Raw genomic sequence first — 12,670 nt, forward strand, 5'->3', positions numbered from 1 at the left:
AACGTGCCAGAGTTTATCGTGTTGCGTTAGTCGGCGTCTTCATATAACGGAAGAAATCGCTGTCCGGGCTGAGCACCATCACATCCTGGTTGCTCTGGAAGCTATTCTCGTAAGCACGCAGGCTACGGATAAAGGCGTAGAAGTCGGGATCCTGGCTGAAGGCATCAGCGAACAGCTTCGCCGCTTCCGCATCACCTTCACCGCGCAGAATACGGCCCTGACGCTCAGATTCCGCCAGCGTCTTGGTAACTTCGTAGTCCGCTGCCGCACGCAGCTTCTCAGCCTCTTCCTGGCCTTGTGAACGGTGGCGACGGGCTACCGCTTCACGCTCGGCGCGCATACGGTTGTAGATCGCTTCGGACACTTCAGCTGGCAGGTTGATCTGCTTGATACGCACGTCAACCACTTCGATACCCAGCGCAGCCATACTGTTCGGGTTGATCACCGGCACTTTACCGTTGGTTTCAGCCTGAACGCGTTCAGCTGCTTTCGCAATCGCGTCATCCGCTGCTGGCGTTTCCACTTCGTCTTCCGTGCCCGCGGTACCGGAATTCAGCGCATCGCGCACTTCCAGGGTCAGACGACCGCGGGAGTCGGTCACGATGTCTTTCACATCCAGACGACCAATTTCAGAACGCAGACGGTCAGAGAACTTACGTTTCAGCAGCACTTCCGCCTGAGAAACGTCGCCACCGCCGGTGGCCAGGAAGTAACGGCTGAAATCGCTGATGCGCCATTTGATGTAGGAATCAACGATCAGGTCTTTCTTCTCTTTGGTCACGAAACGGTCAGCCTGGTTATCCATAGTCTGGATACGCGCATCCAGCGTTTTCACTGACTGAATGAACGGCACCTTGAAGTGCAGACCCGGTTCGTAAATCACCGGACGTTTGTCACTGTCACGCACGACGCTGCTGAACTGGAACTTGATCCCACGCTCGCCCTCTTTCACCACAAAGATCGAGGTATACAGCACGACCAGTACGATGACGATGATCGCAATAACTGACTTACGCATCCTTATTCCCCCTGACGCTGGTAGTCGTTACGCTGCGCGTTAGCACGGCGTTGGTCCATAATGTCACCATCGTTCGAAGAAGGCGTTGTGTTCGCGCTGGCGCTGCCCGATGACGCTGGCGGCAGACGCAGCAGGTTGTTCGCTCCGCTGGTGTCTTTCGCGGCCGGTGCAGAACCGCCCTTCAGCATCTGATCCAGCGGCAGCACCATCAGGTTTCCACCTTTGCTGTCGTTAACCAACACTTTGCGGGTATGGCTCAGCACTTTTTCCATGGTCTCGATATAGAGACGCTCACGGGTAATTTCTGGCGCTGCTTTATATTCCGGCAGAATCTTCGCGAAGCGAGCCACTTCACCCTGTGCTTCCAGGATGGTCTGCGTCTTATACGCGCGTGCTTCTTCCAGAATACGCTGCGCCTGACCGTTAGCACGTGGCTGAACTTCGTTGGTGTACGCTTCCGCTTCACGGATGTACTGCTGTTCGTTTTCACGGGCAGCAATTGCATCATCAAATGCGGCCTTCACCTCTTCCGGCGGACGAGCAGCCTGGAAGTTAACGTCCAGCAGGGTGATACCCATGTTGTACGGACGAATGGTCTCCTCCAGCTCGCGCTGGGTATCGCTACGAATAACGGTACGACCTTCGGTCAGAATGCGGTCCATGGTGTATTTACCAATCACACCACGCAGGGCGCTGTCAGTCGCCTGACGCAGGCTGTCATCGGCGCTGGTTACGCTAAACAGATAACGTTCAGGATCGGTCACGCGGTACTGGACGTTCATCTCAACGCGTACCACGTTCTCATCAGACGTCAGCATCACGCCAGAGGCGGCCAGTTCACGGACGGACTCCACGTTTACCGCTGTCACGTCGTCAATGAAGGTCGGCTTCCAGTTCAGGCCCGGCTCAACCAGATGGCTGAACTTACCGAAACGGGTGACCACGCCGCGTTCTGCTTCTTTAATGGTGTAGAACCCGCTGGCTGCCCAGATGATTACCACCGCAGCGGCCACAATGCCCACTACGCGGCCACCCATTGGCGGGCGCGGACTCTGAGTGGAATTACCCCCTGAGCCAGAACCTTTTCCTCCGCCCAGGCCACCAAGCTTTTTGCTCAGCTTGCGGAAGATATCATCCAGATCCGGCGGCCCCTGCTCGCGACCACCTTTGTTGCCATTTCCCCCAGAGTTGCCGCCTTGATTATTGCTGCTTCCCCACGGGTCGCGGTCTTGTCCGTTATTACCGGGCTGATTCCACGCCATGTATATGCTCCATATTTGTTATGCAAGGGCGAATTTTTCAGGCTTCCCCTTTCTGATCAGACGATATAGTCCGCCAGCGCAGGTTCTTGTTTACAGAGGCGACGCCAGTCAACGATCGGCATACGCACCTGCATCCCCACGCTGCCGTCATCCTCCATCCACTCTTTTTCTATCGCCTGAAGCTGATAAAACCGGCTGCGCAGCCTGCCTTCCTGTGGCGGCAGGCGCAGCGTGTGCTGCGCTACCTCACCGGAAAGACGTTCTGTCAAAGCCTGGAAAAGCAGTGGCACACCAATACCGGTCTGAGCAGAAAGCCAGACCCGAATCGGTTTGTTCTCTTCATCTCGGTCGATACGCGGTTCGAAATCCTCCAGCATATCGATCTTGTTCATCACCAACAGCGTGGGAATTTCGTGGGCATCAATCTCTTCCAGCACCACGTTCACCGCGTCGATGTTCTCCTGCACGCGTACGTCAGCCGCATCAATCACGTGCAGCAGCAGGGTCGCCTGTCGCGTCTCCTGCAACGTCGCTTTAAACGCCGCCACCAGATCGTGTGGCAAATGGCGGATAAACCCTACGGTATCCGCCAGCACCGTTTCACCCACGTCTGCTACGTCAATACGACGCAGCGTAGGATCCAGGGTCGCAAACAGCTGGTCTGCGGCATAAACCTGGGCCTCGGTTATCTGGTTAAACAGGGTGGATTTACCGGCGTTGGTATAACCCACCAGCGACACGGTCGGGATGTCAGCTTTGGTTCTCGCCCGACGCCCCTGTTCACGCTGTTTCTCTACACGTTCCAGACGCGAGAGGATCTGGGTAATACGGCCACGCAGTAAACGACGGTCGGTTTCGAGTTGGGTTTCACCCGGACCGCGCAAACCGATCCCGCCTTTTTGTCTTTCAAGGTGGGTCCAGCCACGCACCAGACGCGTCGCCAGATGGCGCAGCTGTGCAAGCTCAACCTGCAATTTCCCTTCATGGGTACGTGCACGCTGAGCAAAAATGTCTAAAATCAATCCCGTGCGGTCGATCACACGGCATTCGCAGAGAGCTTCCAGGTTGCGCTCCTGGGCTGGAGACAGCGCATGATCAAACAACACGACTGACGCGCCGGTTGCTTTTACGGCATCCACAATTTCTACTGCTTTACCTTCACCAACAAAATACTTTGGGTGCGGCGCTTTACGGCTACCGGTAATCACCTGCATTGCTTCGACACCGGCGGAAGAGACCAGAGATTCAAACTCCTGGAGATCTTCCATATCTTTGTCTTGCGAAAAATAGATGTGTACCAGCACCGCCTGCTCACCGGCATCATAACGGTCAAACAAGCGTAAACCTCTCTAAAAAGATCAGCGGGGAACGCAGGATCCCTGGCTCCCCGTGTGGATAACAGCTGAAACCTTATTCGGTTTCGTCGCTGTCCTGCGCTGGCGTTGAAGAACCCTGCGCGTTGCTGCCATGATGGTAGTTACTGCCAGTGCCGCCGCCAGCGTTATTGCTGTGATGAGAGACTGGACGGGACGGAACAACAGTAGAGATAGCGTGCTTGTAGACCATCTGACTGACCGTGTTTTTCAACAGGATCACAAACTGATCGAAAGACTCAATCTGACCTTGCAGCTTAATACCATTCACCAAATAAATAGAAACTGGAACACGTTCCCGACGCAATGCGTTCAGGAACGGATCTTGTAAAGATTGCCCCTTAGCCATTCTATCTTTTCCTTATATGCTTGTTTTGTACTTAGAACCTTGCGATTCTGAAAAATTGCGCACGATACGTCTCAATTGTACACATTCAGTGGGCGATATCACCAACAACCTCAATCACCTCGTTTAACGCCTGTTGCGGTTTTTCACTGTCTAACCAGTGAACTCCCTCCCAACCGCGCAACCAGGTGATCTGGCGCTTCGCTAACTGTCTCGTGGCGCAAACACCTCGATAAACCATTTCATCGTATGAAATCTCACCTTCAAGATACGACCACATCTGGCGGTATCCCACACAACGAACGGAAGGCATATCCGTATGCAAATCTCCACGGGCAAATAGCGCCCGCACTTCTGCTTCAAAATCTGAAGCTAACATCTGATGAAAACGCTGCTCAATTCGTTGATGGAGCAGTTCACGGCTCGCCGGGGCGATGGCGAACTGATGCACCTGATACGGCAGAGCGTCTCCTGACGTTTGCGTCAGTTCCGTTAAAGTTTTACCCGAAATGAAAAAAACTTCCAGTGCCCGGGAAAGCCTTTGCGGATCATTTGGATGGATTCGCGCTGCCGCAACCGGGTCAACCTCTGCCAGTTGCTTATGCAACACGTCCCATCCTTGCTCTGCCGCCTGTTGCTCAATCTTTGCTCTCACGTCAGGATCTGCGGAAGGTAAAGGTGATAATCCTTCCAGCAGCGCCTTAAAGTAGAGCATGGTGCCGCCAACCAACAGCGGTATACGTCCCGCCGCCGTAATCTCGGCCATCTCGGCTAAGGCATCCCGGCGGAAATCCGCTGCGGAGTAAGCCTCTGCCGGGTCGAGAATATCCAGCAAACGGTGCGGTGCCGCACGCAGTTCTTCTGCGCCAGGCTTCGCCGTACCAATGTCCATCCCCCGATAGATGAGGGCGGAATCAACGCTAATCAACTCTACAGGCAAAACTTTGCGTAACTCAATGGCTAACGCCGTTTTGCCGGAGGCCGTTGGGCCCATTAAAAAAATTGCCTTTGGCAGGCTCGCCTTACTTACGTCAGTCATGTTTCAGGGCGGTCATCGCCGTTTTCAAATCAACAGGTTGTAATAACCCACCCGGCGGCGCTTTCACCAGCTGTGGGCAGAGGCGTTCGACCTCCGCCAGCACGGTAATCGCCTGCGCCATACTCCACGGTGTATGTTCGCTGGCCAGATGGCGAGCGATCCACTGCGCGGTGTTGGCGGCCTCAAACGATGTTTGCTGCGCCAGGTAGCCTATCAGTTCAGGAATCAAGTTTTGTAAATTTTGTTGGCGTAAGGGTAAAGGCACTGCGCGAATTGTCACATGTTGTGGTTCGAGCACCATTTCAATGCCCATTTGCGCCAGTAGGGCCTCTGTACGCTGCAATACCCGCGTTTCTTCAGCGGATATTTTCAGACGAACCGGGATCAATAACGGCTGCGCACAGGCCGCATTTTCCCCTGGCGTCAGTTGCGCCTGTTTGAGCCAGCGTTCGGCAACCGGTAACGCCAGAAGCTGCAATTTGCCGTCGCGTTCTAGCAATGCCATATCCGGTGCGATAATCGTCAGCACTCGCCCGAAACTCTGGCTGTGCCCTTCAAGGGACGGTGTCGCCACTGCAACGTGATCTTTGCGCTCAACAGCAGGCGTTTCCAGCAACTTACGGTACAACGCCCCCTGCTGCTTTTGATAGCCGGGTTGAGCGTTCGGATAGTTTGCTCCCGTCGGACGCGTCGTGCTCGCACCGGTTGAGAATCGAGGCGTTTCCGGCTCTCGCGCGACAGCAGGCTGCGCAAAATGGTTGCGGCCCGCAGCGACACGGTTTTCCGGGATGGGACGCGGTGAGGAATCGTCTTTCTCCAGCGGCAATGCAGGCTCAACCTGCTGTTGCAATACGCTCAGCACGCCCTGATAGATAAAATCATGCACCAGACGCGACTGGTGGAAACGCACCTCATGCTTGGCAGGATGAACGTTTACATCCACCTGATGGGGGTCGATTTCCAGATAAAGGACGAAAGCTGGCTGCTGATCGGCCCCGAGTTTGTCTTCACAGGCCTGGCGAATGGCGTGGTTAATGAGGCGGTCGCGCATCATGCGGCCATTCACGTAGCAATACTGAATTTCAGAGAAAGCCGCACTGCTGGCGTTCGGGTCGGCCACCCAGCCACGTAAAGCGAGATCGCCATGCTGCCACTCTATCGCCAGCGCCTGTTCCAGAAATGGCGTCCCGCAGATAGCCCCTAAACGGCGCTCTTTCTGCCCACCTTCCGCCACCGCGCGATACTGGCGCATCACCTTGCCGTTATGGCTGAGATTAATGGTGACGTCAAAACGCGCCAGCGCGATACGACGAATGATCTCGTCGATATGGCCGAATTCGGTTTTTTCGGTACGCATAAACTTGCGTCGGGCGGGGGTGTTGTAGAATAGATCCAGCACTTCCAGCGTGGTACCGACAGGATGCGCCGCGGGTTTAACCGTCACATCCATGTCGCGTCCTTCGGCGTATGCCTGCCAGGCTTCCTGCTGTTCAGCGGTACGAGAGGTCAACGTCAGGCGGGAAACCGAACTAATACTGGCGAGCGCCTCGCCGCGAAAGCCGAGGCTGATTATTGCTTCAAGATCGTCCAGAGAGGCAATTTTACTGGTTGCATGACGCGCCAGCGCCAGCGCCAGCTCGTCTTTTTTTATCCCACAGCCGTTATCGCGAATGCGGATAAGTTTCGCCCCGCCGCGTTCGATATCAATATCAATGCGGGTAGCTCCCGCATCGAGGCTGTTTTCCACCAGTTCCTTCACCACCGATGCAGGACGTTCCACCACCTCACCGGCGGCGATTTGGTTCGCAAGCTGCGGCGGTAGAACCTGAATCGGCATGTTGTCTCCTTAGTTGGTCGCGGTCATCCCACCCGGCAGTGAAGCGTTGGCCACCTGGCCTGCTCCGCCCGACGGCGCGGACTGCAGCGGGTGCGCGTCAAAGTATTTACGCAGACCGTTATAAATCGCTTCGGCAATTTGCTGCTGATAGCTGTCGCTTCCCAGCAGGCGCTCTTCGGCGTTGTTGCTGATAAAGCCGGTCTCCACCAGAATTGACGGAATATCCGGCGAACGCAGCACGCCCAGGCTCGCATGTTCCGGGCGACGCTTGTGCAATGCCCCGATGCCCTGCAGCTGATTCAACACGTTAGTGGCGACATCATACCCGACGCGCTGGGAATGACCGAACTGTAAATCCAGTACCGCCTGGCTGAGGTACGGGTCTGACTGACTGTTTGCCAGCACATCACCCGCACCGCCCAGCAGTTCTGACTGTTTCTCATGCTCTTCCAGCCAGTTTGCCATCTCGCTGTTTGCCCGGCGGTTTGACAGCACCCACACAGACGCACCCGTGGCACTGCGGTTTGGCGCAGCATCCGCATGAATAGAGACCAGGAAATTGGCATTTTGCTTACGCGCCACGTCTGAGCGGCCCATAACGGAAATAAAATAGTCGCCGTCGCGGGTTAACACGCCTTTAAACATAGGATCGTCATTCAGCAGCGCGCGCAGCTTGCGGGCAATGGCAATTGTGACGTTTTTCTCCTGCGTGCCGCCCGGGCCAATCGCACCAGGATCCTGACCACCGTGTCCGGCATCAATGGCGATAATCACTTTATCACCGCTGACCGCGCGGCGCGCACTGGCCGCCGGACGCGTTACCGTATTGCTGCTGGTTGCTGCGGTAATGCGATCGTTCTGCGATTTAAACGGATTACGCGCGGGTTCCGATGGACGCGGAGTATACACAGGCTCCTCTACGCGTTTCGCGACAACCGGTGGCGGCGGAGGCGGCGGCGGAACGTCGGCATTGATGGTAAAAACTACCGTATAGTTCGCACCGTTTTGCTGCTTAACCGCTTTCGTTTTGCCCTTTTCGGTGAGATCCACCACCAGGCGCAATGACTGGCTGTCCTGTGGGTTACCCGAGCGGATACTTTTCACCAGGTTGTTACCGCTGAACCGAAGCGGGAGCCCCTGAATCACCCCGGTCTGTTTGATATCCAGCGCCACGCTGTGGCTGTCTGGCTGTGAAAAAGCGTATTCAGGGTCACCCATAAAGCTAAACGTGATCCGGGCCTGGCTTTCGCCGTTCGACACCTGAATATCCGAAAGGCTTGCCGCCCCGGCCTGCGCGCACAGCAGCACCGAAGCAGCTAACAGCCAACCTTTAACGCGATTTTTCATCCCGTCATCCCTACGCTTAACCGGCGAGACGCGCCAGTAAGGAACACCCTGATGAGGAAACCGCACTGATGCGAGCCTCACGCCCTTGTGCCTGGTAATCTATGTGAATTTCGACATCCGGGTCAGGTAACACACCCGCACCTTGTTGCGGCCACTCCACCAGGCAGATGGCATCATTGGCAAAATAATCACGGATCCCCATAAATTCCAGCTCCTCAGGATCCGCAAGGCGATATAAATCAAAGTGGTACACCATGAGATTGTCGAGGGTGTACGGCTCGACGAGCGTGTAGGTTGGGCTTTTCACATTCCCGTTATGCCCTAACGCCTGCAAAAAACCCCGGCTGAAAGTGGTTTTACCCGCCCCCAAATCACCATACAGATAAATGACGGTTGCCCCCTGACAGGCCTGCGCCACGCGCTTGCCGAGATCTAAAGTGGCTTGTTCATCAGGTAAAGGAATCGCTCGATTAGTCATTTTCTACGTCAATCACATCCGGGTTAACAACACGCCGTAGCGTGCAAAAAAGATCGGTGGCCAGCATACCGCGTGTCCCATATCGCGCCGCCAGTTTATCTGCCGCGACACCGTGGGCCACGCAGCCCGCACAGGCTGCATCATAAAGGGGAAGTTTCTGTCCAAGCAATGCGCCGATGATACCGGAAAGCACGTCGCCCATACCGCCGCTCGCCATGCCCGCATTTCCGGCATCAATAATGCCCAGCGCCTCGTCACTGGCAACGACGGTTCCTGCCCCTTTCAAAACGGCAACACCTCCGTAACGTTTTACCAGACGCTGAGCAGAAAGTAAGCGATCGCTTTCAATTTCTGCGACGCTGCAGTTAAGCAGGCGCGCGGCTTCGCCGGGGTGTGGCGTCAGGATGCGATTGTGACGCTTATCCGGGTTTATTGCCAGAAGGTTAAGCGCGTCGGCATCCCACAGCATCGGTTTACGAAAATTCTCGACTTTTTGCAGGGCCTGTTTACCCCATCCCTGTTGCCCAAGCCCTGGGCCAATGACCACAACATCCGCCCATTCGAGGCTTTCCTCAAGCGTCTGGGGCGTAAGCTCATGAACCATCAGCTCCGGTCGGGCTGTGATTAGCGGTGCAATGTTCTCAATACGAGTGAGAATTCGCACTAAACCAGCACCGCTGCGTAATGCTGCCTCGCCGGTCATGCGAATCGCCCCTGCCGTACCGCGATCGCCACCAATAATCACCAGCCTGCCGTGGTCGCCCTTATGGGATGTCGGACGGCGTGGCGGAAACCACTCAGTCAGCAGCGATGCATCAAAACGGGCGATGCGCATTTCCTGCCCGGCTAGCCAGCCCTCCAGCCCGAGCGCGTTATGGTGTAATACGCCGACCACATCCCGTGCTTTACCGGTTAACAGACCCGGCTTCAAAGCAATGAAGGTCACGGTGTGCGCAGCCTGGATGACGGCGCCAGGCGTCGCGCCGGTTTGCGCGTTCAGGCCTGAAGGGATATCCAGCGCCACTACCGGGGCGCAATGTCTGTTGGCGTGTTCAATCAGCGCGGCAATATTCTCGCGGGGAGCACTGCGCAGGCCGGTACCCAGCAGACCATCAATAATCAGATCGACATCCTCCGGCCAGACAATATCAGGCGCATGAATCACACCGCCGGCATTCAGCCATGCCTCCCGTGCTGCGCTGGCCTCTTCCGGCAGGGGCTTATCACTTTCCTGCGCCAGCAGCGTAACGCGAATACCGGCAGTTACCGCAAGACGGGCAACGACGTAGCCGTCCCCGCCGTTATTGCCGTGTCCGCACAAAATCAGCCAGTGGGTGGATTGCGGCCAGGCGCTGCGGGCAACGGTAAATGCTGCCTCTCCCGCACGCTGCATCAGTTCATAAAGGGTGATCCCGAGGCTGTCTGCAGCCTCTTTTTCGGCGCACCGGAGGTCATCCGCATGCCAGATGGAATGTGGTATACTTGCGGGGTTTTTCTTCACTGTATGGTCCGTCATGTCACAGCCCCTCGATCTCAATGAGTTAGCGCAAAAAATAAAACAGTGGGGTGCTGAGCTTGGCTTCCAGAAGGTGGGTATTACCGACACCGACCTCTCCGCCAGCGAGCCAAAACTGCAGGCCTGGCTGGACAAACAATACCACGGCGAAATGGAGTGGATGGCGCGTCACGGCATGATGCGTGCCCGCCCACACGAGCTTTTACCGGGTACCTTGCGCGTCATCAGCGTACGCATGAACTATCTGCCTGCCAACGCAGCTTTTGCGCGCACGCTAAAAAATCCCTCTCTGGGTTACGTTAGCCGGTACGCCCTGGGGCGTGATTACCATAAGCTTCTGCGTAACCGTTTAAAAAAACTCGGGGAAACTATTCAGCAGCACTGTGTTTCGCTGAATTTTAGACCCTTTGTTGATTCCGCGCCTATTCTTGAGCGCCCGATCGCTGAAAAAGCCGGGCTTGGCTGGACAGGTAAGCACTCACTTATCCTTAGCCGTGACGCCGGATCGTTCTTCTTCCTTGGCGAATTGCTGATTGATTTACCGTTACCGATAGACGGCCCGGTGGAGGAAGGCTGTGGCCGCTGCGTGGCCTGCATGACCATCTGCCCGACGGGGGCTATCGTTGAGCCTTATACCGTTGATGCCCGTCGCTGCATCTCCTATCTCACTATCGAACTGGAAGGGGCCATTCCGGAGGAGTTTCGACCGCTTATCGGCAACCGCATCTACGGCTGCGATGACTGCCAGCTAATCTGCCCGTGGAACCGTTATTCTCAGCTTACGGATGAAGAGGATTTCAGCCCGCGTAAGGCGCTGCATGCGCCACAACTCATCGAACTGTTCGCCTGGAGCGAAGCCTGGTTCCTGAAAGTGACGGAAGGCTCGGCCATTCGTCGTATCGGTCATCTGCGCTGGCTGCGTAATGTCGCCGTCGCGCTGGGTAATGCCCCGTGGGATGAAGCGAACATTCAGGCTCTTGAAAGCCGTAGAGGTGAGCACCCACTTCTTGATGAACACATAGAATGGGCGATTGCGCAGCAGATTGAGAAGCGTAATGCCTGTGTGGTTGAGGTGCAGCTTCCGAAAAAACAGCGGCTGGTCAGGGTCATCGAAAAAGGACTTACGCGGGATGCGTGAACTATTCACAGCCTGTGTATAAAAATAAAAACTCAAGCGCCATCTGGGCTTGAGAAGAGGTCAAGTGATCTCAATAACATTTTGAAATCAAATTTTCTTCAATTTATACAATCACTTACAATGATATTATTCACCCTGCTAACTTTTTGCACAGTCAGGATTGAAGACGAAATCTGTGGATAACTCTGTTCACAAGAGTATTTCAGGAATAATAGAAAACGTCCCCAACGACTCTTTTCGCTGTGGATAATTTAGATATGAAGAAGAATTTGGAGCGGGAAACGAGACTCGAACTCGCGACCCCGACCTTGGCAAGGTCGTGCTCTACCAACTGAGCTATTCCCGCTTGGGTGGTCCGTGCTGTGAAAGCACTTTCAAATTTTGGAGCGGGAAACGAGACTCGAACTCGCGACCCCGACCTTGGCAAGGTCGTGCTCTACCAACTGAGCTATTCCCGCTTGGGCAGTCTGTGCCGTGAAAGCACTTTCAAATTTTGGAGCGGGAAACGAGACTCGAACTCGCGACCCCGACCTTGGCAAGGTCGTGCTCTACCAACTGAGCTATTCCCGCAAATCTGTACTGCTTTTGTTGCTGTCGTAACGTGTAATTCTCTGTCGTTACGGGAGGCGCATTATACGAGAAATCCTTTTAGCTGCAACCCCCCTTAAAGCGATTTTTTCGAAATTCAGTTCAAATGCTTATTAAATCGGCAAGCTGAACAATTTAACGACAAAAACCCGGCCACGCAAGGCGCCGGATCTCAAAATCACAGCTTAATAAAGTTTTCGCGGTAGTACGCAAGCTCTGCCACGGACTCACGAATATCGTCCATCGCCTGGTGCGTCCCCTGCTTTTTAAAGCCATCAAGGATTTCAGGTTTCCAGCGGCGCGCCAGCTCTTTCAGGGTACTGACATCCAGATAGCGGTAGTGGAAGTAAGACTCCAGCTCCGGCATGTACTTAAACAGGAAACGGCGATCCTGGCCAATGCTATTCCCACAGATAGGCGATTTACCTGCCGGAACCCATTGTTTCAGGAACTCAAGCGTCGCCAGTTCTGCCTCGCGATCGCCCAACGTGCTGGCCTTCACGCGATCCACCAGGCCGCTACCGGTGTGGGTGCGCACGTTCCATTCATCCATCAAAGCCAGCTGATCGTCGGACTGATGCACGGCAATCGTCGGCCCTTCGGCCAGAATATTCAGGTTGGCGTCCGTCACCAGAGTTGCAATCTCAATAATGCGATCGCGCTCGGGATCCAGCCCGGTCATTTCGAGATCGATCCAAATCAGGTTGTTTTCATCCGCGCTCATGTTA

The 12,670-nt window shown here is 55.2% G+C and carries 11 protein-coding genes and 3 tRNA genes; 1 reads left to right on the forward strand and 13 read right to left on the reverse strand.

What is annotated here, in order from left to right; all coding sequences use genetic code 11:
• Nucleotides 1-13: 13 nt before the first annotated feature.
• The 9 genes from hflC to nnr all read right to left on the reverse strand — a co-directional run bounded on the left by hflC (nt 14) and on the right by nnr (nt 10,216).
• The gene (gene hflC / locus O1723_RS19575) at nt 14-1,018 is read right to left on the reverse strand and encodes a protease modulator HflC (protein WP_013095290.1); all 1,005 of its coding nucleotides are present in this window, start codon (nt 1,016-1,018) and stop codon (nt 14-16) included.
• Between the two features lie 2 nt (nt 1,019-1,020).
• Nucleotides 1,021-2,280, reverse strand: a complete 1,260-nt coding sequence (gene hflK / locus O1723_RS19580) for an FtsH protease activity modulator HflK (protein ID WP_014882229.1) — start codon at nt 2,278-2,280, stop codon at nt 1,021-1,023.
• Between the two features lie 56 nt (nt 2,281-2,336).
• The gene (gene hflX / locus O1723_RS19585) at nt 2,337-3,617 is read right to left on the reverse strand and encodes a ribosome rescue GTPase HflX (RefSeq protein WP_248191065.1); all 1,281 of its coding nucleotides are present in this window, start codon (nt 3,615-3,617) and stop codon (nt 2,337-2,339) included.
• Between the two features lie 73 nt (nt 3,618-3,690).
• On the reverse strand, nt 3,691-4,002 hold the full coding sequence (gene hfq, locus O1723_RS19590; protein WP_008502919.1) for an RNA chaperone Hfq: 312 nt from the start codon (nt 4,000-4,002) through the stop codon (nt 3,691-3,693).
• Between the two features lie 85 nt (nt 4,003-4,087).
• Nucleotides 4,088-5,038 carry a tRNA (adenosine(37)-N6)-dimethylallyltransferase MiaA gene (gene miaA, locus O1723_RS19595; protein WP_014882227.1) on the reverse strand — a complete coding sequence of 317 codons (951 nt, stop codon included), beginning with the start codon at nt 5,036-5,038 and terminating at the stop codon, nt 4,088-4,090.
• Complete coding sequence (gene mutL, locus O1723_RS19600; protein WP_014882226.1) at nt 5,031-6,875, reverse strand: DNA mismatch repair endonuclease MutL; 1,845 nt, start codon at nt 6,873-6,875, stop codon at nt 5,031-5,033. Before mutL ends, miaA begins: the two co-directional genes overlap by 8 nt.
• A 9-nt stretch (nt 6,876-6,884) precedes the next feature.
• On the reverse strand, nt 6,885-8,222 hold the full coding sequence (gene amiB / locus O1723_RS19605; protein ID WP_014882225.1) for an N-acetylmuramoyl-L-alanine amidase AmiB: 1,338 nt from the start codon (nt 8,220-8,222) through the stop codon (nt 6,885-6,887).
• Between the two features lie 16 nt (nt 8,223-8,238).
• A complete protein-coding gene (gene tsaE / locus O1723_RS19610) occupies nt 8,239-8,700 on the reverse strand; it encodes a tRNA (adenosine(37)-N6)-threonylcarbamoyltransferase complex ATPase subunit type 1 TsaE (RefSeq protein ID WP_014882224.1) in 462 nt (153 codons plus the stop codon).
• Entirely contained in the window at nt 8,693-10,216 is a 1,524-nt protein-coding gene (gene nnr / locus O1723_RS19615) for a bifunctional ADP-dependent NAD(P)H-hydrate dehydratase/NAD(P)H-hydrate epimerase (protein ID WP_014882223.1), read from the reverse strand. The genes tsaE and nnr overlap by 8 nt, the downstream gene beginning before the upstream one ends.
• Between nnr and queG the strand changes: the two genes are divergently transcribed.
• On the forward strand, nt 10,215-11,354 hold the full coding sequence (gene queG / locus O1723_RS19620; protein ID WP_014882222.1) for a tRNA epoxyqueuosine(34) reductase QueG: 1,140 nt from the start codon (nt 10,215-10,217) through the stop codon (nt 11,352-11,354). The two genes, nnr and queG, sit on opposite strands and share 2 nt — an antisense overlap.
• A gap of 270 nt (nt 11,355-11,624) precedes the next feature.
• Here queG and O1723_RS19625 read toward each other — a convergent pair.
• From O1723_RS19625 to orn, 4 genes are all read right to left on the reverse strand, one after another.
• Nucleotides 11,625-11,700 (reverse strand) — tRNA-Gly (locus O1723_RS19625).
• Between the two features lie 36 nt (nt 11,701-11,736).
• Nucleotides 11,737-11,812, reverse strand: a tRNA-Gly gene (locus tag O1723_RS19630).
• Between the two features lie 36 nt (nt 11,813-11,848).
• Nucleotides 11,849-11,924: transfer RNA gene (locus O1723_RS19635), tRNA-Gly, on the reverse strand.
• Nucleotides 11,925-12,120: 196 nt separating this feature from the next.
• Nucleotides 12,121-12,666 carry an oligoribonuclease gene (gene orn / locus O1723_RS19640; RefSeq protein WP_014882221.1) on the reverse strand — a complete coding sequence of 182 codons (546 nt, stop codon included), beginning with the start codon at nt 12,664-12,666 and terminating at the stop codon, nt 12,121-12,123.
• Nucleotides 12,667-12,670 lie beyond the last annotated feature (4 nt).

The sequence above is a fragment of the Enterobacter cloacae complex sp. HYC080_NIDB genome (assembly GCF_056673325.1).